Genomic DNA, 19,608 nt, shown 5'->3' on the forward strand with positions numbered 1-19,608 from the left:
AAAAGTGGATCTATTCAGGTGGAGATCCGACCGAACAGGCTATTGCCGTCGCCAAGAAGATGCTCGGCACTATACCCAATTGCAACGATGTTACTGTAACAACTTTGACGCGGCACTTTATTTGACCGAACATCGGACGGGCAACCAGGGTGCCTCCCTCCGATTGCCCCACCCGAGCGGGCCCGGCAATTGATGGCTGATCTCCCTTGCCAGCATGCCCGCTTCGGCGGGCGATTCCGGGTTCGCTCGGGTGCATTGATACAGCAATTTATTCGTAAGGCAGTTCGGCATATTGTGGGGCATAGTGAGAGAAATTTTGTTGGGGGCGGATTGATGGGTAGTGTCGTGTTTCGGGTATGGGCTGCGAGAGCGCTCGCGCTCCTTGCACTGGGCCTGATCGCCTTCATAGGCTGTGCCGCAACTGCCCGCGCGCAGACAGCGCCTGCGCCGCCTCCAGCGAAAGTCGAACAGATTTTGAAGCTCCTCGATGATCCCGAGGTCAAGGCGTGGCTCGAGAAAAAGAATGCCGCGCCGGCAACGGAAGGGTCGATGGGCGCGTCGGCGAATGATTTCATGAAGTGGTCCAACGCGATCCGCGCGCATTTACGTGGGATCGGCGAGGCTATTCCGGAAGTGCCGGGTGAGTTCGAGGAAGCCAGCGACACGATCATGACCGAAGTGCATGGTCGCGGACCGGGGGCCATCCTCGTTCTGTTCGCGGGCTTTGCCGCGCTTGGATTCGGCGCCGAGTTTATTTTCCGACGCCTGGTTGGCCGTGCCCATGAACGCAGCCTTGCCAACGTCACCGAGGCCCGTACCACCGCGCGCCATCACGTAATCGGCAAGGCGATATTCATCGCCATTGCGCCGCTCGTTGTCTTTGCAATCGCCAGCGTCGGCGCTTTTCTTGCTTTCACCTGGCCGCCACTGCTTTCCCAGTTGGTTCTACCATTGCTGATTGCGCTCATCGCCTGGCGCGCCATCATGCAGATAACGGCGGTCCTTCTCGGCACGCACCGCGCCTATGCGAGCGACGGCGTGCACCCGCAACTGCGCTTGATCCCCATGGACGACGTCAAGGCGAAATTCTGGTATCCGCGCGTCGGTGCATTTGCCTTCATTTTCTTCGCCGGTTGGGCTTTGGCCGGCCTGATGGACGTTCTGAATTTCACGCCGAACGTTCGAAGTCTTCTGGTCTACATTCTCGGCCTTGGTCTGCTTGCAATTGGGATCGAAGCAGTATGGCGCCGCCCGGAAGCGCAAACGGAATCAAAGGTCTATCGTTTAAAGGAATGGTTGCTCACCTTCTACTTGTGCGTCCTTTGGCTGCTTTGGATCGCGGGCCTCGGCCTTTTGCTCTGGGTCGGTATCTACGCGCTCGTGCTTCCCCCGATCTTGCGGGCGACGAGCGCCATCGTTCGCTCCTTCTTCGGGAGCGATGAAGAGGCGGCCAAGTCACGCAGTGCGATTTTCGAAGTGCTCATGGAGCGCGGCGCGCGAGCCATAGTCATTATCATCGCGGTCGCCTGGCTCGCATCGGTTGCAAGGTTCCGCGCAAGCGGCCTGATGGGCGACGAAAGCGCTACGCGCCTCATTCGTGGGGTCTTGAGCGGCGTCGTCATTCTGCTTGCCGCCGATCTTCTTTGGCAATTGGCGAAGGGCCTGATCAATCGGCGTATCGAACGTGCACGCATCGAAGGCGGCGACGAGGCCGAGCTTGCCCGCAGTGGCCGTCTGCTGACACTCCTGCCGATCCTGCGCAATTTCCTCGCCGTGCTGATCGTGACTATCGCGGTCATGATGGTGCTTTCCGGCCTCGGCGTCGAGATCGGGCCATTGATCGCCGGTGCCGGCATCTTTGGCGTTGCCATCGGATTTGGCTCGCAATCGCTGGTGAAGGATGTCATCAGCGGCGTCTTCTATATGACCGACGATGCGTTTCGTGTTGGCGAATATATCCAGAGCGGCAGCTACAAGGGCACTGTCGAGTCGTTCAGCATTCGATCGGTAAAGCTGCGACACCACAGGGGTCCGATCTTCACGGTTCCTTTCGGCACGCTCGGCGCGGTGCAGAACATGAGCCGCGACTGGGTGATCGACAAGTTCCTGATATCCGTGAACTACGACACGGACATTGCCAAAGTCAAAAAGGTGGTGAAGGGGGTAGGGGCTGCCTTGCTCGACGATCCGGAAATGGGTCCACAGATCATCGAAACCGTAAAGATGAAGGGCGTCGAAGCCTTTGGCGACTACGGCATCAACTTAAGCTTTGCCATGATGACCAAGCCGGGGCATCAATCCACCATTCGCCGCCGCGCTTATGCGATGATCCGCGAAGCCTTTGCCGAAAATGGCATTGGTTTCGCTTCTCCGACCGTCCAGGTTGCCGGAAACGAGGATCACTCCGCGACCTCCGCCGCGGCCGCCCGCGACACGTTGAACCGCAAGAAGGCTGCAGAGGCAGCGAAGGCAGCTGAAGGGGAAGGCTGAAGCTTAGTTCGGTTCAGGGCGCAATAGTGTCTGCACCGATACGCTTGCGCCGCATGATGACGGCATCGACCGCAAATTCAGCCATTGCCGTTGCGTCGCGGTTGCCGATGATGAATGCCGCCCGGACGAAACGTGCGAGCGTATTGAACTCGGGATCATTCTTGTCTGAAAGTCCGAGCCTCTTGGCGGCATTGTCGAGGGCGAACTGCATGAGTTCGCCGTCCACTTTCGAATAGTTTGGATTGTCATCGTCGAAAAAGGTCAACGGCGGTCCACCCTCGATATTGGCGTCTCGTATCCCCCGAACGCCTGGAGAAGATTTATAAATCAAAATGTTTAAATTGCCACAGCCTTATGCCGGAAAACTCGACCTTCGGTTCTGGTAGCGCGTTTCCAGCGCGACGCAGCCCCAGATAATGCCGACAAGCAGCCAGAAATGGCGCCAGTGGTCGGTGTCGATGATATTGCCGATTGCCACATGGGCGACATAGGCGAGGTAGGCGCACAGCAAATAGGGCTGCCACGGCCGCTCGCGAAAGAGAATTCGAAGGCCAAATCCGAGCGTCAGCATGGTCAGGGTCAGATAGCTGATGAAGCCGATCCAGCCATAGTCGAGCGAAGCCTTCAGCCAGATATTGTGCGTGTCTTCGCCGAAGATTGGGCCGAACTCAAGTGGACCGATCCCGAGTGGGCGATCGATCGACATCAACAGCCCATACCAATGGCGGGCAAAGCGTCCGAACTGGGCTTCATCATAATCCTGGACCAGCTGCGCGCGCGCCGTGAAGAGCTCGGAGACACTTGGTATCTGCAGGGCGATGAGGACGGCAAGCAGAACGGACACGACCGCAAGGCCGGCAAGCACGATGATCCGCAGGCGAAATTTCGGGCTGGGGTTGCGAATGAAGAGGACGAAGGCAACGCCCGCGATCATGAACACCGCCATGCCCCAGGCCGCGCGCGAGAAGGAAAGAAATACACCGAGCGTAATGATCAGGATCGGAACGAGCCGGACGGGCAGGGCGCGCAGATCGCCGACCAGAACGCCGTGAACCAGCCAGGCAAGCGGCAGCATCAGGAACGGCCCGAAGACGTTGGGGTCCTGGAATGCGCCCATGGCGCGGCCGTAGCGGGTGAATATGTCCGCACCGGGAAACGCGTCGAAATAGCCGAGAATGCCAAGCAGCGACGTGCATACCGCTGAAAGAATGTAGGCCTTGAACATCATCGACAGGATTCGTTCGTTGGCATTGATGATGGCAGCGTAGAAAACGGCGGTGAAGCAAAGAAACAGCGACACGGCAATATACATAGGCGCCGTCTTCAGTTCGGGCATCTGGCCCATGGAAATCACGCCGCCGACATTGAATACGACAAGGATCGCCAGCAGCACGGCAACGGTGCGCGACAGCCGAAGGCCGAAAAGCGCCCAGATGCCGATAAGCCCGGCCATATAGAGTTCATAGGGCGCTGGCTCGTCGATGACGAAGCCGCTCAGAAACACCCCAAGCCCCACAGCAAACGTCGAAATAAGCCCGATCAGGGCGCGGTTCTTTAGCGCGTGCTTCGCCTTGTCAGCTTCACTCGTGGTTGTGAGTGCGCTCAATAGGCGTTGTCCGTGTTAAGGAGGCGGATCGGCGTCAGGAACAGGATCTTGAGGTCGAACCAGAGCGACCAGTTTTCAATGTAGTAAAGGTCGAACTCGGTGCGCATCTTGATCTTTTCATCGGAATCGACCTCGCCGCGCCAGCCATTGATCTGGGCCCAGCCGGTGACGCCGGGCTTCACCCGGTGGCGGGCGAAGTAACCGTCGACGACTTCATGATAAAGAAGATTGCGGGTGTGGGCGTAGACAGCATGCGGCCGCGGGCCGACGAGAGAGAGCGTGCCCATCAGCGAATTAAAGAACTGCGGCAGTTCATCGATCGAACTCTTGCGGATGAAACGGCCAACGCGGGTCACGCGCGGATCGTCCTTCACCACGGCGTTGCGGGCGGTCGGATCGCACATGTCGGTGAACATCGAACGGAATTTCCACACCTCTATCAACTCGTTGTTGAAGCCGTGCCGCTGCTGCTTGAAAATCACCGGACCCTTGCTCTCGAGTTTGATGGCGATTGCCGTGCCAATGATGACCGGGCTGAAGATGATAAGTCCCAATAGGCTGAAGAAGATGTCGAAGGCGCGTTTTGCCACCGAATCCCAATCATTGATCGGCTTGTCGAAAAGGTCGATCATCGCGACCGAGCCGATATAGGAATAGGCGCGGGGCCGGAACTGCAGGTGATTATTGTGCGCGGAAAGCCGGATATCGACCGGGAGCACCCATAATTGCTTCAACAGGGAAAGGACGCGCGCCTCGGCCGTGATCGGCAGCGAAACAATGAGCATGTCGATATGCGCGATACGGGCGAACTCGATGAGTTCGGCAATATTGCCGAGCTTGGGATAGCCGGCGACGACGGCAGGCGAGCGCTTGGCGTCGCGATCGTCGAAGACCCCGCAGATGCGAATATCATTGTATGGCTGCTGTTCGATCGACCGGATCAGTTCCTCGGCCGGCTTGCCGCCGCCGACGATCACCGCGCGGCGTTCCATCTTGCCGTTGCGGGCCCAGCGGCGGATCAACCTCGACATGACGAGGCGAAAACCGACAAAGGCGACGAGCGCGGTCACATACCAGGCCCCGAACCAGAGGCGCGAGAAATCCTCGGAGACCTTGAGGAAGAAACCAGCCAGCGAGATCAGGGCAAAAGCACCGGAAATGCTCAAGACAAGGCGGCCGATCGTATGAAACGGATCGCGCATGACCGCAAGCTGGTAGCTGTCCGCAAACTCGAGAAAGAGGATGCTTAGCGTTGCCGTTGCGAATATCGCGGCTGTGTAGTGCATCAAAGAATTCGCAGGCGAGCCGACATAGATGATGAAGACGGCAAAACCGACAAACGCAATGATTGCGAATTCGATGATGCGCATGACACCGCTGATCATGACGGGAGAATTGGTATTGCGCGCATATTGGGAGGCAATGGCGTGAGCGATGGGGCTCAGTTTAGCCTTCTCCTCGACCGGCTTGGCGGGCCGCGAAGCAACGTTGCGCACAGCATCGCGCGAAAACCCGTGGTCGGCTTTTCTGTCTTTCATGATTGACCCTGAAGTTGTAGCGGCCCTAATTAGCACGGATCGCCCTGAAATACAGAAAAGAAACTAATCTTATGTTGCAAGTGCCGAGAAGTACTCGGCCTCCAGGCGTGCGGCCATGTTAGCTACGCCGAACTTCTCGCGAAGGGCGTGTCTATCGGGAAGCAGCGACTTGAAAGCAGGAAGATCGCCGATGGCGCGCGTCATGGTTTTCGCCAGCGCCTCGGCGTTCGGCTCGACGAGCGCGAGCGACGTTTCGCCAAGAATTTCAGGAATTCCGCCAACCCGGCTGGCGATGACCGGACGTCCGGCGGCAAGTGCTTCAAGCACAATATAGGGCAGGGCCTCGGCACGCGAGGGAATGACAACCACCTTGGCGAGCCTAAAAGCTTCGCGCGCCTTCATGGGCATCAGAAAGCGAATGTGCGAGCCCAAACCGTCCCTTTGCGCCTGCTCGACTACGGCGGCGCGATCTTTGCCATCCCCGATCGTGACGGCTCTCAACGTGTGTCCGGATGCGGCGCTTGCCTGCGCCAGCGCGCTTATAAAAATATCCGGTCCTTTCAGTTCGCGAATCTCGCCAATGAAGAGGAAGTCCGCCGCATCGCCGTCCAAAGGGACTGGTTCGAACTCGCTGTCCTTGAGGCCATTATAGATCAGTGCATGTCCGCAGCGCGGGACACCGATCTTCTTGGAATAGACGCCTTGCTCATAGGCCGAAACGAATATGATCCGGTCGGTCATCCGCTCCAGCAGCCGCTCAACGCTAAAAATGACGCGCCCCTGCATGCTTGCGGGATCGAAGTGGAGGCTCCCGCCGTGAGGCGAATAGAAGCGCGCGACCTTCGTGCCGGTAAACCGCCGCAGCATCGATCCGAAAAGGCGCGCATAGGTGCCGCCTTTTGCGCCGTGGCCATGGAGGACATCGGGAGCCATCCTGGCGATGATCTTGTAGGTGCGGAACGCGGCAATGGCATCGCCGGGACCGATCTGGCGTTGCATGGCGATCCGCTCGAGGCCAAGTTCAAGCTTGCCGCGCATCTCGTCGAGCAGCGCTTCCTCGAAGGCGCCGCCAGTGGACGCGTCACAGATGACGCCAACCTTGTGCCCCGCGGCCACCTGCGCATCGATGAGGTCGCGAACATGACGGAATATCCCGCCGACGGGAGCGCGAAAGCAGTGGACAATCCGCAGCGATTTCTCGTTCGTCATGACAGGATCAGAAGAACCGTTCGCGCACGTAGAGCGTGTCGCCGGGCAGCACCTGTTCGGAAATGATGACGCGGCCGGTCAGGCTCTCGCCATTGATCTGACGAGTAATGTCGACATCCGCCTGGTTAGCGCGCGGCGTGAACCCGCCGGCAGCGGCAATCGCCTTTTGAGCGGTCATGCCGGGAACGTAGGAATATTGGCCAGCTGCGCCGACTTCGCCCATGATGAAGACAGGACGATATCGGTCGATCTCCACTGCCACGTCAGGATCGCGCAAGAAGCCTTTGCGAAGTTTGGCGGCAACCGCCGCCTCGATCTGTTGTATCGTCTTGCCGCGGGCAGGAACGCTTCCGACAAGCGGAACCGATATATAGCCGGCCTGGTCCACGCTATAGGTATTGGTGATACCCTCCTGATCGAAGACGGTCAGACGTATGCGGTCGCCGGCATCCAAGAGGTACGGCTTGTTGATCGCTGCGTTGAAAGCAGGGGGAGCCGGCCGGTAACTGGCGCATCCACCGAGCGTCATCGATAGCACGCCAATGGCGACCATTAAGATCTGTTTGCTGGACACGGCCTGAACCCTAACGACAGTTGCAACGAGAATTCTCGATTCTTGCTGGGATTATCAATTCATTAGGGTTAATGGCTGGTAAAATATCGGCAAAGGCCGGCGCTTCATGTGCTTAAGAATAGTATGCCTCAATTTGATCATGCATTCGCAGCAGATATTCTTAACGCGCTGGTTACCATAGGCATTTACCATGTCGCCGATCGAAGTGGAGTTGCATGAATGGCCGGGGCGAGCACTGTCGGTAACGATGTAGACATTGATATAGGTGCCTTGTTCGCCAGCCTTTGGCGAAGCAAGTGGCGCATCCTCCTCGGCTCAATTCTGCTGACGGGGTTGGCATTTGCTGCCTTGTCGTCCGTTTCGCCAAAATATCGGGCGGAAACACGGATACTCATCGAGACGCGGGAGTCGATATTCACCCGTCCGACGACGCAGCAGGCGGACGATCGGGCGGTCATCGATCAGGAGGGCATCAAGAGCCAGGTCGAGGTGATCAATTCTTCCGATCTCCTGAAGCGCGTCATCGTCAAGCTCGACCTCGGCAAGAATCCCGAACTTTCCGCTGGAGCCGAGCCATCGGCAATCGGACGCTTCTTCGGCGAGGTGGGTATTGGCAAGAACCCGGACGTAGAGACCCGCGACGACTATATTCTTCAGGGCGTGCGCGATCGGCTTGTCGTCTATGCAGTACAGAACTCACGCGTCATCGTCGTCCAGTTTTCGTCAAAGGACCCGGCGCTCGCTGCCGCGGTCGCCAACGCCATTGCCGACGAATATATTGCCACTCAGCAGGCATCGAAGTCGCAATCGAACGAAGACGCCACGGGCTGGCTGCAACCTGAAATCGACGATCTCAGCAAGCGCGTTAAGGAAGCCGAGGCCAAAGTCGCAGCTTTCCGCAGTTCGTCCGATCTCCTTATCGGCCAGAACAATGCCGTGCTTGCAACGCAGCAATTATCCGAGCTTTCCTCGGAATTGTCGCGTGTTCGTGCCAATCGCGCTGCGACCGAAGCAAAGGCCGAAAGCGTGCGTACGGCGCTTGCCAATGGTGCAGCTGTCGAAACGCTGCCAGACGTGATGGCATCGCCCCTGATCCAGCGGCTGCGCGAGCGGCAGGTGCAGCTCAACAATGACATTGCCGACCAGTCATCCACGCTTTTGAGCGGACATCCGCGCATCAAGGCATTGCGCTCGCAGCTTGCCGATCTCAACCAGCAGATCCGGCTCGAAGCCCGCAAGGTTCAGGGCTCGCTCGAAAGCGAGGCTGAGACGTCGCGCCTGCGCGAAGCCCAACTGATGCGCTCGCTCGATGAATTGAAGGCGCAATCGTCGAGGGCCGGCGAAGAAGAGGTGGAGTTGCGCGCGCTTGAGCGCGAGGCCACAGCCCAGCGACAATTGCTCGAATCCTATTTGACCCGCTACCGCGAGGCCTCGTCGCGGATCGACCGCAGCTCGATGCCCGCGGATGCCCGCATTTTTTCGCGGGCCGACCGGCCAATCGAGCCCTATTTTCCGAAGATTTTGCCGATGACCATTGCGGCATTCGTCGCGTCACTGCTGTTGCTGAGCATTTTCACCCTGCTGCGTGCGCTGTTTACCGGAGCGGCCCTGCGCCCTGCTTACAATGCGCAGGAGGCCCTCCCGGAACCCGTGCCTCCCGCACTCCCGCTCAGTCCGGCGACGCTCGCGATTTCAGGGCCGGAAGAAACCCCGCTTCGAGCAATCGAAACTGCGGCGGAGGAGGCACTCACTGTTCCGGTGCAACCGGACTATTCGGGCGTTGCCAATGTGGCCGCCCGGCTGATGGCAAGTGGGGCGGCGCGAGCGGTCGTTGTTTCCCCGGAGGGCGATGAAGCTTCGGCCCTGACCATATTGCTGGTCCGCGAGCTTGCCGACCGCGGCGTGCGGGTCATCCTCATCGACATGACCGGCTCCGGCGAGATTGGCCGTTCCATGCTCGACGAGAAGAACCTTCCGGGCATTACCAATCTGCTCGTATCCGACAAGCATTTCAGCGATGTGATCCACCCTGATCACTATTCGCAGGCCGAGGTCATTCCGCTCGGCAATCACGACCCGGCCAAGGCAATGCAATCGGTTGGTCGTCTGCCCATGATCCTCAATGCCTTGCAATCGGCTTATGATCTTGTCGTGATCGATGGTGGTGCGGCCACCGTCAAGGAGTTGAAACATATCATAGCCGACGGCACCGAGCTTATCCTCTGCGTCGTCGACCCCGATGATCCTGATGTGGTGGCGACAGCAAAGGCGGTGTTTGACGCCAAGCTCCTGCAGCCGGAACTTCTGACCGCATTCAACAAGGAACAGTTGCGGCTCGATGGCGGAAGGATTGTTCGCTCTGCCTAGAGCTCGGCCCTGCTAGGATTGGCCGCGGAGCTTCGCGCGGGCCGTCTTGACCATCGCCCAGACTTTTTCGTTCTGCTTGATCCGGCGCACCACTGAGCCGCGTGCACCGAGATAGAGCGAGAACAAGCGTCCCTTGGCAGTCAAGCTGATGTCATTGTCGTAGGTTGGCGTCTCGATTTCGCTCCAGCTGCGCTTGTACGGCTCGTCCCCGATGCCGAAACTATAGATGGCGAGATCAGAGCCGCAGCTTTCCTCGATATCCTTATAGAACAGGAATTCACCCGGGCTCGTACTGACGAGTTCGTCGTCGGCGATCCCGACGAAGTCGATGAAGGTCATTCCCTTGGCGTGGGATTTGCCGAGAACCGCCCGATATTTGCCTTTGACTTCCAGAGCCCGCAACTGAAAACGCGGCGAGGCGGCATTTGTTTCGTCGGCAAACAAGCGGTGAAAAAACTCCTTAACGCCCTTCGGCTCATAGGTGTTCGTGATGCCTGCCCGCGCCAGGCGATCAGACTTCCAGGCAAAATAATCGTCGAGCATGTTCCTGCTTTCGGCGGCGCTGGCAGCCGTGACGATCTTGAAGCCCCCTGCGTCGTCATAGCGCCGGACCACGTGCCGATGCTTCTTCATCTTTCGCTTTGAATTGTGGCGGTTGAGGACGGTCTCGAAACTGCCATCAAGCCGGATGGCGAGGCTGATATTGGGGTTTGTGCGATGTTGCAACTGCATAAGTGGATTGGCAGCCCCGGCAAGCTCGGGGAGCTGGCGTGACAGCGTAACGATGTCGATGTCGGGCCTCGCCCTGTGCAACGCCTGAAAGAGACCGTTGAGATCGTCTTGAGTGATCGAGAGCGTGGGTAAAAGTGCGGGAAAATTGCAGTTTGCGTGGGGTCCGCCGACATAGCACGCAATGCGCAAGCTTCCTCGTCGCTCGACCTCCAGCGGCAGGAGGAGTACAGGGGCGCCGTCCATTAAAAGTGCCGCAACGAGACAATCGGAATTGGCGGATGATTGCCAGCAGGAGAACCACTGTGCAGTCTGCGCAGCGCCCGCGAGAAACTCACCTGCAAAGGCATTCCATAAAGTCGTTGCTTCGCTGGCATCGACAACGATTCGAGGCACAAGCCGGGAAGGAGCCATATTGTTTTCCGTCGGGGAGAAAGTTAAAGAGGACTCATTGATCAGTATTTTTTAAACATTTAGGTTGCATGAATTCCTGAAAACAACCCTCCGATTATTCTTGATTAGCGTAAATTGGTGAAAGAATGGTCCACACGGCTGATTTATTACGCAAAGCCGTGATGCGACTGGCTTGGCATAGTGGTTTCGCGCAAGGCGCGCGCAATCGCTTTGGCGGGCTTGGTTCGATCATCATGCTGCACCGCGTCCGTCCCGATTGCATAAGTCCGCTCGGTGTAACACGCTCGCTGTCCATCACCCCCAAATTTCTCGACGAGATTCTTGTCTCGCTAAAAGCGGAGGGCACCGAGTTCGTGTCGATGGACCAGATGGCCGATCGCGTTCAGAACGGCGTTCGCAGCGATCGGCGTTTTGTCGCGGTAACGCTTGACGATGGCTACAACGACAATCTTAACCATGCATATCCCGTGTTCCAGAAGCATCACGTCCCATTTACGGTCTATGTGGCGCCGGGCTTTATCGAAGGCGCAGCGGTGCTCTGGTGGGAAGTCGTCGAAAAGCTGGTCGCGCAGACGACACACATCAAGGTGCCGGGAGGGCCGGAGTGGCGCTGCTCCACGGTCCTTCAGAAACGCGCTGCTTTTCATGGCCTTATGCGATATTTCTCATATACATTGACGGAACTGGAGCAATTGCCGGTCCTGCGCGAAATGTGCACCGAGGCCGGTATATTGTGCGGCGTTGCGGCAGATCAGGACGTCATGACCTGGAAGGAATTGCAGCAAATTTCGGCCGATCCCTTGTGCACGATCGGCGGCCACACGGTGCACCACTACAACCTCAAACGTCTGACCGCCGGCATGGTCGCCCAGGAAATGCGCCAATCGGCTGATATGATCGGCGATCATCTCGGCAAACGCCCTGTCCACTTTGCATTTCCCTACGGGTCCGCCAAGGCGGCCGGCAGGCGTGAAGCGGAGATAGCGAAGGACGAGGGCTTCGTTTCGGCGGTGACGACGCGCCATGGCACGATCCATGTCGAACACCGAACCAATCTGCATGCACTGCCACGCATATCGATCAACGGTCGCTTCCAGAAACTCGTATATGCCCAGACGATGATGAGCGGGGTGACGACACCCATTGCCAATGCCGGGCGCAGGGTTGTGCAGGGCGATTAATGCCGCGCCAGGCTCAGGCCTTCTTCTTCGGCGCCTTTTCCATCCAGCTGATGATGAACATTGCCGGGACGACCCACAATATCCCCGTGCCGAAGAAATAGAGGAGATGGATCCAGGGGCTGGCATTGGCGAGGAGGGCAACCGCGAAGACCGTCGCGATGATGGCGTAGACACATACCAGCGCCACGAGCAGAAATGTACCAATAAGTTTCTTCAGCCGGACCGGCATCGCATTCTCCAAGTTCAGCGCTTCCTGTAGCGCCTAAAAACCCGATCGAAAAGTCAAAAAGCCCGCCATGCTGGAAAAACGCGACGGCGTGTCGCGCGAACCCAGCTTGTCTTCGCCACCTTTATGCGGCACCTATCCGCGACCGACAGGAGTATGCGATGACCGATCAGACAATCAGCGCCGGCGCGATCAGCCTCATTCAGGATCGCGAAGCTCGCAACCGCCAGTACGTGCGGATCTGGCTTTATCTGGTCCTTATTGTCCTCGCCACGATCGTCATCGTCGGCGGAGCCACGCGCATGACCGGCTCCGGTCTTTCGATCACAGAATGGAAGCCGATCCACGGCATCATTCCGCCCCTCGGTCACGACCAGTGGATCGAGGAATTCGACAAGTATCGCCAGATTCCCCAGTACGAACGGCTGAACAAGGGCATGAGCCTTTCCGAGTTCCGGCAGATTTTCTGGTGGGAATGGGCGCATCGCTTTCTCGCACGCAGCGTCGGCTTTCTCGTCGCCTTGCCGCTTGCCTTCTTCTGGCTCACCGGCCGTCTGGAGCGCCGCCTGAAGCCGCGCATGGTCGGCATCCTCGCCCTCGGCGCGCTGCAGGGTGCGGTTGGCTGGTGGATGGTGGCGTCCGGGCTCGTAGACCGCATCGACGTCAGCCAATATCGTTTGGCCACCCACCTGACGCTCGCCTGCATCATCTTTGCGGCGGTAATGTATGTGGCGCGGGGTCTTGCCGTATATTCCGAAGCCCCGGCGAAGCGCGCGATCCAGCGCTTTGCCGGCTGGTTTGTCGTATTGGTATTCATCCAGATCTATCTTGGTGCGCTCGTCGCGGGTCTCGACGCGGGACTATCCTATAACACCTGGCCGTTGATGGATGGCTCGATGGTTCCGGGCGATCTTTTCCCGATCCAGCCGATCTGGCACAACTTCTTCGAGAATCCGAAGACGGTGCAGTTCGTCCATCGCTGCTTTGCTTATTTCGTCTTCCTCGTGGCGATCTGGCAGGCCGTCTCAGTCAGCCGCAGTGCACCGGGCACGACCCATGCACGCCGCGCCGTGCTTCTCGCGGTGATTGTCGCGCTGCAGGCGGCGATCGGCATCACGACGCTCTTGATGATGGTGCCAATCGGCCTTGGCCTTCTTCATCAAGGCTTTGCAATCGTTCTGCTCGGGTTTTCGGTCGCGCACTGGCGCGCCACAAAGGGCAGCTATCCACATGAGACCGAGGTAATCGCGGGAAGATAGCTGATCATCGCGCCCAGAGTTGTGCGACTTCGCGGAATTCGTGGATGACGGCGTCGGCGTGCAGCAGGATCAGTCCGTCCGATTGGGCTTGTGCCACGAGCATGCGGTCAAACGGATCGGCATGGGCCCATTCGAGCCGGCCCGCCAATTCTGCGTGTGCGGTCGACATAGACAGCGGCAAAAAGCCGTTAGCTTCGATGGCGGCGTGGGCTGAGCCGTTGAAGCGCAATTTACCCTTGGCGCTCTTGATTGCGATTTCCCAAACGGATGCTACGCTTACATAGACTGTATTATCAGGGTTTGCGATGACCGCTCGCGCCGTAGCGCCCATCTCTGAGGCCCCGGCATCCCACCAGAGAAGCACGTGGGTATCGAGCAGAAGGTTCATGCGTTGCCGCCACTGAAGAGCTCGACAGTCTGATCATCCACAGCATCGAAATCCTCCGCGATATAGGATATTCCGAGTGCCTTTGCCGGGTGCCGTGACTGTTTCTGTTTCGGCAATGGTCCCAGTCTGGCCAATGGCACGCCGTTCTTGGCGATCACCACTTCTTCACCAGCCGCTGCACGGTCAACAAGGTTGGAAAGATTGGTTTTTGCGTCATACAGATTGACTTTGTTCATTGGCGGCTTCCTCTTGACTAACTTGACCAATGTAAGGCCCATAGGGCGCTTGGTCAAGTTGGTCAGGCACGAGATTTTGTACGGAACCGTTTTCCGCGAACGGGACTCAGTGTAGTTCTTGGCTGCCGCTCGCAAGAAGCGGGACAACATGTGGAAACGAATAGAATGACCCTAAGTGCGAGACGCTCACTGGCCGCTGTCAGCGCTCTCGGCGTTTCGCAAATCATCAGCTACGGCACGCTCTATTACAGTTTCAGCATTCTGGCGCCGGCGATGGGCGAGGAGTTTGCGCGCTCGCGCGAATGGCTGTTCGCTGCATTCTCCGGGACGCTGCTCATCGGTGGCATCATTTCACCCTGGTCGGGACGCTGGGCCGATCGTTTCGGCGCGGGGCGGGTCATGACGCTTGGTTCGCTTGCTGCCGCAGTGTCATTGCTGGTCTGCGCCTGGGCCCCAAACTGGAGCATCTTTGCTCCTGCGTTGGTGACGACGGGCATCGCCACGCCGTTCATTCTTTACAACACGGCCTTTGCGGTTCTCGTGCAGATCGATCCGCAAGCGGCTCCTCGCCGAATTACGCTACTGACGCTCATTGCCGGTTTTTCCTCGACGCTGTTCTGGCCCTTGGCGACAGGGCTCTTGAAATGGTTCACCTGGCGCGAAATCTTCCTGTATTACGCCGGCCTCCAGCTCTGCATCTGTTTTCCGATCCATTTCTGGCTATCCCAGATGACCAGACGATCGCCGATGCTGAGACCGGAGGCGTCATCTGATCCTGCAACCTTCGATGCCGGCTCCTTGCCTCTGGCAAGCCGCCGTTCTGCCCTCATTCTCATTGCCAGCGGCTTCTCATTCGGAAGTTTTGCCCTTTCCGCTATGCTTGTGCACCTCGTTCCTGTTCTGGCGGCGGTGGGGCTCGGCACGTCAGCGGTGCTGGTCGGCACGATCTTCGGGCCGTCTCAGTTTGCAAGCCGTCTCGTCAACATGGTGCTCGGTCATCGGTTCTCGGCGCTCGCCGTGGCTATCCTCTCCACGGCCTTGATCCCGCTTGCATTCCTCATGCTGCTCCTGCCGCCGCCGGTGCCGCTGATCGCCGGCGCAGTATTGTTCGCGATGCTTTTCGGCATGGGCTCGGGACTGAACAGCATTGTCCAGGGAACGCTCCCACTCGCCCTGTTCGGGCATCGAGGTTACGGTGAAATTCTCGGCAAGATCACCGCTGCGCGCCTGACTGTGTCGTCAACGGCGCCCTTTATTTTCGCGTTTATCCTTGAGCAGTTTGGTCCGCATGCGGCGCTCGCCATTGCCGCCTTTGTCGGCTGTTGCGGTGTCGTCACCTTCCTGATGGTCGCGCGCCTTGTACGCCGTTCATACCAGTGAAGTGAGTACGCTCCGTACCGCCCGCGCGACGGCCAGACTGCGCTCGGCCTCCTCGAAATTTTGATCTTCCGTGTGCCAGGAGGCGGAAAGTGCCGCGTGGACCATGGCATAACCGAGAATGGTGCGAATGTCGCGATCGAAGGCGCGCGAAAACGTCCGCGCCATGGTCGCGACGCGCGTCTCGCTTGCTCTCAGATCCTGACGATCCAGCGGGTTGTAGAACATGTTGGCCGCGTCATACATCGGATCGCCGAGAAGGCCCTTGGGATCGATGATCAGCCAACCCCTGTCGCCAAAGAGAATGTTTTCGTGGTGGACATCGCCGTGCAGCGGCTGCACGTTCATTGGTTTGTTCATCAACTCGTCTGCGATCCGTGCCGCCTCCACGAACAGGCTGTCGATTCCATTGCTGTGGTCGCTTTCCGCCTTGGCAAAGAGGCTCGCAAACTGCTGCCGGATCGGGTTGAGGTCTGGCGCGAACGCTCGGTCGTCGTGCGGCGTGTCCAGGAGTTTGCGCAACACCTCGACGGCGATCGCGGTTGCCGCTTCATCGCCAAATTCGTTGAGATGGTCGAGAAGGGTGCGTCGGCCGGCATATTCGAGCAGCAGCAGGTTGTCCTTGATCGCAAGGACGCGGATCGCGCCGCTGCCGTCGTGCCAGTCGAGGTAATGAACGCCGGGCAGTTCGTCCTTCATGCCGATCGGCGTCAAAGCCTTGACGATGGCCGGCGTTCCATCAGGGAGCCGCACCTTGGTAATGCGGCTTGTGGGCGTTTCGGCGAGAAGTTCAGGGGAGGAGACGTTCCACTCGGCGGGAAACGTCTCATTCACCGTATCACCCATGGCCGATCATGAGATCGAGGTTCTGCACGGCCGCGCCGGACGCGCCCTTGCCGAGATTGTCGAGGAGCGCAACCAGATTGACCTGTCCCTGATCCTCAGAGCCGAAGACGAACAATTTCATGATGTCCGTGTCCCGCAATTCTTCGGCGTCGAGCCGTGCAAGTTGCACGCTTTCGGCAAGCGGAACGACCTGGACGATATCCTGGCCTTCATAGTGTGCACTCAGGGCAGCCTGGATGTCGCCCAGCGAAGGATTGCCATCGAGGTCGGCTGTGAACAGTGGCACCTGCACGATCATGCCTTGTGGAAAGCGTCCGACGCTGGGCGAAAACAGAGGACGGCGCTCGAGGCGGCCATGCATCTGCAGTTCCGGCACGTGCTTGTGCTTGAGCGGCATGGCGTAAAGGAAATTGTTGGCCGTGATATGGTCCGGGTTGGCCGCGTCCTCCATCTGCGCAATCATCTGCTTGCCGCCACCGGTGTAGCCGGAAACAGCGTTGACGGTAACCGGATAGTCGGCGGGTAGAATGCCGGCATCACGCAGCGGCCGCACCAGCGAGATCGCTCCGGTCGGATAGCAGCCGGGATTGGCGACGAGCCGGGCGTCGACGATCTTCTGTCGCTGCGCGCGGTCGAGCTCGGCAAAACCGTAGGCCCAGTCGGGATGCACGCGATGTGCCGTCGAGGTATCGATGATCTTGGTCGAATTGTGCCCTTCGAGGATTGAAACGGCTTCCTTCGAGGCGTCGTCCGGCAGGCACAATATGGCGACGTCGGCCTCCTTCAGGTAGTCGGCCCGCATATCGCGGTTACGACGTTCGGCTTCCGGAATCGACAGGACCTCGAGATCGTCGCGGCCAGCAAGGCGCGTCCTGATCTGCAAACCTGTTGTGCCGTGTTCGCCGTCGATGAAGATCTTGGGTTTCATGTCATTGCCCTTGGAAGCTTTGAATTCAGATAGTTGGCGAGAAAAGCGGATTCAATGTCTAAGCTGATCGCGATCAACCTCGTCGCGCTTTCTTCTCCGCCAGCATACCAAGGTAATACATCGCGATTGTGGCACCTGCGATGGCGGTCACATCCGCATGATCATAGGCAGGCGCGACTTCGACCACGTCGGCGCCGACGATGTTGAGTTCCGTCAGATGCCGCAGCACCGAGAGGATCTTCGCCGAAGACGGTCCGCCGGCAACGGGGGTTCCTGTGCCCGGCGCAAAGGCCGGGTCAAGGCAATCGATGTCGAAGGTAAGGTAGACCGGCTTGCCGGCGGTGCGCGCGATGATCGATTTCGCGATCTCCGCAGCCGAAAGTTCCTCGACCTCGTAGCCATAGACGATCTTCAGGCCGCAATCGCCCGGCGCATGGGTGCGAATGCCGACCTGAATCGAATGGGCGGCGTCGATCACGCCGTCGCGCGCGGCGCGGCCGACGAAAGAACCGTGATCGATGCGCTTGCCATCATCGTACCAGGTGTCCTGATGCGCATCGAACTGCACGAGCGCGACCGGTCCGTACTTCGCTGCGTGGGCTTTCAGTATCGGCCAGGTGACGAAATGATCGCCGCCGAGCGAAACGAGAAAGGCGCCAGACTTGATGAGCTTGGCGGCTTCGCGTTCGATGGTAGCGGGCGTCTTCTGGTGGTTGCCGTAGTCAAGCAGGCAATCGCCATAGTCAATGACGGCAAGATCAGCGAAGAGATCGCGATGGAACGGATATTGCGGGTCATTGTCGAAAATCGCCGACGCGCGACGGATCGCCTGCGGACCGAAGCGTGCGCCCGGCCGGTTGGAGACCGCCGAATCGAAGGGGATGCCCCACACCACCGCTTCCGCGCCGTTGAGGTTTTTCGTATAGCGGCGGCGCATGAAGGAGAGTGCGCCAGCATGGGTCGGATCGCTCGCCGCGCCAGTCAATGCGCGCGCTGTGAAGGCGTGGTCGATGGATTTCGATGGCATTGAATTCTCCAGGCAGGGCAGAGGGGCTAAGCAAGGCTTTTATTCGATAACCGTCATATGCCTGCGACCGCAACAAAAAAGCGGACCCGAAGGCCCGCTTTCTGTTCTTGTCCAATTGAAGTGCCGAGATCAGCGCTTCGAGAACTGGAACGAACGACGGGCCTTGGCCTTGCCGTACTTCTTGCGTTCGACAACGCGGCTGTCGCGGGTCAGGAAGCCGCCCTTCTTCAGTACGCCGCGCAGAGCGGGTTCGAAGTAGGTGAGGGCCTTGGAAATGCCATGACGAACGGCACCGGCCTGACCGGAAAGACCCCCGCCGGCAACGGTGGCGATGATGTCGTACTGGCCGGCACGGTTGGCAGCAACGATTGGCTGCTGCAGGATCATCTGCAGAACCGGACGTGCGAAATACTTGCCGTATTCCTTGTCGTTGATGACGATCTTGCCGGAACCCGGCTTGATCCAGACGCGGGCAACCGCATCCTTACGCTTGCCGGTCGCATAGGCGCGACCCTTTGCGTCAAGCTTCTGGACATGGACCGGCGCTGCGGCAGGCGTGCTGGCGGCAATGGTGCCGAGAGCTTCGAGCGAATTGAGCTCAGCCATTCTTATGCGCTCCTTTTGTTCTTGCTGTTCAGCGCGCCGACGTCGAGGACTTCGGGAGACTGAGCTTCGTGCGGGTGGTTGGAACCAGCGTAAACGCGCAGGTTCTTCATCTGGCGACGGCCGAGCGGTCCGCGGGGAACCATGCGCTCAACAGCCTTTTCGACGACGCGTTCCGGGAAACGGCCTTCGAGGAGCTGACGGGCAGTGCGTTCCTTGATGCCGCCGGGATGGCCGGTGTGCCAGTAGTAAACCTTGTCGGTGAACTTCTTACCGGTGAAGACAACCTTGTCGGCATTGATGATGATGACATTGTCGCCATCGTCAACGTGCGGGGTGAAGGTTGCTTTATGCTTGCCGCGCAGGCGGTTGGCAACGAGAGTGGCGAGACGGCCGACGACGAGACCTTCGGCGTCAATCAGGATCCACTTTTTCGTCACTTCTGCCGGCTTCTGAGAGAAGGTAGCCATTGTGTTCGTCCTTGAGATCATCCTTCACGAAGGAAGGCTTTTCTTGTTGCTTGCGTTGCGCGAAATTCGAAAATTCCGGCAACAATGAAAAGCGGCGGGAAACGACCCACCGCAGTCGAGAGGTTCAATATAGGTCCCCG

The 19,608-nt window shown here is 58.7% G+C and carries 19 protein-coding genes; 5 read left to right on the forward strand and 14 right to left on the reverse strand.

Annotated elements, in window-relative coordinates:
• Positions 1-333 precede the first annotated feature (333 nt).
• Positions 334-2,490: a mechanosensitive ion channel family protein gene (locus BR48_RS0117015; protein ID WP_027232408.1), complete on the forward strand. Its 2,157-nt coding sequence runs from the start codon at positions 334-336 to the stop codon at positions 2,488-2,490.
• Positions 2,491-2,503: 13 nt separating this feature from the next.
• On the opposite strand, the gene BR48_RS0117020 is transcribed toward BR48_RS0117015, so the two are convergent.
• The 5 genes from BR48_RS0117020 to BR48_RS0117040 all read right to left on the reverse strand — a co-directional run bounded on the left by BR48_RS0117020 (position 2,504) and on the right by BR48_RS0117040 (position 7,396).
• Positions 2,504-2,755 carry a hypothetical protein gene (locus tag BR48_RS0117020; RefSeq protein WP_027232409.1) on the reverse strand — a complete coding sequence of 84 codons (252 nt, stop codon included), beginning with the start codon at positions 2,753-2,755 and terminating at the stop codon, positions 2,504-2,506.
• Between the two features lie 87 nt (positions 2,756-2,842).
• Positions 2,843-4,096, reverse strand: a complete 1,254-nt coding sequence (locus BR48_RS0117025; protein WP_027232410.1) for an O-antigen ligase family protein — start codon at positions 4,094-4,096, stop codon at positions 2,843-2,845.
• Entirely contained in the window at positions 4,093-5,634 is a 1,542-nt protein-coding gene (locus BR48_RS0117030) for an undecaprenyl-phosphate glucose phosphotransferase (RefSeq protein ID WP_027232411.1), read from the reverse strand. Before BR48_RS0117030 ends, BR48_RS0117025 begins: the two co-directional genes overlap by 4 nt.
• A gap of 69 nt (positions 5,635-5,703) precedes the next feature.
• The gene (locus tag BR48_RS0117035) at positions 5,704-6,843 is read right to left on the reverse strand and encodes a glycosyltransferase family 4 protein (protein WP_027232412.1); all 1,140 of its coding nucleotides are present in this window, start codon (positions 6,841-6,843) and stop codon (positions 5,704-5,706) included.
• A 7-nt stretch (positions 6,844-6,850) separates the two neighbouring features.
• On the reverse strand, positions 6,851-7,396 hold the full coding sequence (locus BR48_RS0117040; protein ID WP_051615126.1) for a polysaccharide biosynthesis/export family protein: 546 nt from the start codon (positions 7,394-7,396) through the stop codon (positions 6,851-6,853).
• Positions 7,397-7,636: 240 nt separating this feature from the next.
• On the opposite strand from BR48_RS0117040, the gene BR48_RS0117045 reads away from it, so the two are divergent.
• Positions 7,637-9,784 carry a Wzz/FepE/Etk N-terminal domain-containing protein gene (locus BR48_RS0117045; protein WP_027232414.1) on the forward strand — a complete coding sequence of 716 codons (2,148 nt, stop codon included), beginning with the start codon at positions 7,637-7,639 and terminating at the stop codon, positions 9,782-9,784.
• Between the two features lie 12 nt (positions 9,785-9,796).
• On the opposite strand, the gene BR48_RS24860 is transcribed toward BR48_RS0117045, so the two are convergent.
• Positions 9,797-10,927 carry a GNAT family N-acetyltransferase gene (locus BR48_RS24860; RefSeq protein WP_036814791.1) on the reverse strand — a complete coding sequence of 377 codons (1,131 nt, stop codon included), beginning with the start codon at positions 10,925-10,927 and terminating at the stop codon, positions 9,797-9,799.
• Positions 10,928-11,088: 161 nt separating this feature from the next.
• Here BR48_RS24860 and BR48_RS0117055 point away from each other — a divergent pair, with 161 nt between their 5' ends.
• Complete coding sequence (locus BR48_RS0117055) at positions 11,089-12,108, forward strand: polysaccharide deacetylase family protein (protein ID WP_051615128.1); 1,020 nt, start codon at positions 11,089-11,091, stop codon at positions 12,106-12,108.
• Between the two features lie 13 nt (positions 12,109-12,121).
• On the opposite strand, the gene BR48_RS0117060 is transcribed toward BR48_RS0117055, so the two are convergent.
• Positions 12,122-12,337 carry a DUF2842 domain-containing protein gene (locus BR48_RS0117060; protein WP_027232416.1) on the reverse strand — a complete coding sequence of 72 codons (216 nt, stop codon included), beginning with the start codon at positions 12,335-12,337 and terminating at the stop codon, positions 12,122-12,124.
• A gap of 158 nt (positions 12,338-12,495) precedes the next feature.
• Here BR48_RS0117060 and BR48_RS0117065 point away from each other — a divergent pair, with 158 nt between their 5' ends.
• A complete protein-coding gene (locus BR48_RS0117065; RefSeq protein WP_051615130.1) occupies positions 12,496-13,593 on the forward strand; it encodes a COX15/CtaA family protein in 1,098 nt (365 codons plus the stop codon).
• A 4-nt stretch (positions 13,594-13,597) separates the two neighbouring features.
• Here BR48_RS0117065 and BR48_RS0117070 read toward each other — a convergent pair whose 3' ends face one another.
• Positions 13,598-13,981, reverse strand: a complete 384-nt coding sequence (locus BR48_RS0117070; RefSeq protein WP_027232418.1) for a type II toxin-antitoxin system VapC family toxin — start codon at positions 13,979-13,981, stop codon at positions 13,598-13,600.
• A complete protein-coding gene (locus tag BR48_RS0117075) occupies positions 13,978-14,217 on the reverse strand; it encodes a type II toxin-antitoxin system Phd/YefM family antitoxin (RefSeq protein WP_027232419.1) in 240 nt (79 codons plus the stop codon). Before BR48_RS0117075 ends, BR48_RS0117070 begins: the two co-directional genes overlap by 4 nt.
• 165 nt (positions 14,218-14,382) lie before the next feature.
• Between BR48_RS0117075 and arsK the strand changes: the two genes are divergently transcribed.
• Positions 14,383-15,597: an arsenite efflux MFS transporter ArsK gene (gene arsK / locus BR48_RS0117080; protein WP_027232420.1), complete on the forward strand. Its 1,215-nt coding sequence runs from the start codon at positions 14,383-14,385 to the stop codon at positions 15,595-15,597.
• On the opposite strand, the gene BR48_RS0117085 is transcribed toward arsK, so the two are convergent.
• The 5 genes from BR48_RS0117085 to rplM all read right to left on the reverse strand — a co-directional run bounded on the left by BR48_RS0117085 (position 15,586) and on the right by rplM (position 19,468).
• Entirely contained in the window at positions 15,586-16,440 is an 855-nt protein-coding gene (locus tag BR48_RS0117085; protein WP_027232421.1) for an aminoglycoside phosphotransferase family protein, read from the reverse strand. The genes arsK and BR48_RS0117085 overlap by 12 nt on opposite strands.
• Positions 16,433-17,368, reverse strand: coding sequence for an N-acetyl-gamma-glutamyl-phosphate reductase (gene argC, locus BR48_RS0117090; RefSeq protein ID WP_027232422.1), 936 nt, complete (start codon positions 17,366-17,368; stop codon positions 16,433-16,435). The genes BR48_RS0117085 and argC overlap by 8 nt, the downstream gene beginning before the upstream one ends.
• Positions 17,369-17,441: 73 nt before the next feature.
• Positions 17,442-18,395, reverse strand: a complete 954-nt coding sequence (speB, locus tag BR48_RS0117095; RefSeq protein WP_027232423.1) for an agmatinase — start codon at positions 18,393-18,395, stop codon at positions 17,442-17,444.
• A 129-nt stretch (positions 18,396-18,524) separates the two neighbouring features.
• Complete coding sequence (gene rpsI / locus BR48_RS0117100) at positions 18,525-19,001, reverse strand: 30S ribosomal protein S9 (RefSeq protein WP_027232424.1); 477 nt, start codon at positions 18,999-19,001, stop codon at positions 18,525-18,527.
• 2 nt (positions 19,002-19,003) lie between these two features.
• Positions 19,004-19,468, reverse strand: a complete 465-nt coding sequence (gene rplM / locus BR48_RS0117105) for a 50S ribosomal protein L13 (protein WP_027232425.1) — start codon at positions 19,466-19,468, stop codon at positions 19,004-19,006.
• Positions 19,469-19,608 lie beyond the last annotated feature (140 nt).

It is taken from the genome of Phyllobacterium sp. UNC302MFCol5.2 (genome assembly GCF_000686005.1).
In the GTDB taxonomy this organism is placed as follows: Bacteria; Pseudomonadota; Alphaproteobacteria; order Rhizobiales; family Rhizobiaceae; genus Phyllobacterium; species Phyllobacterium pellucidum.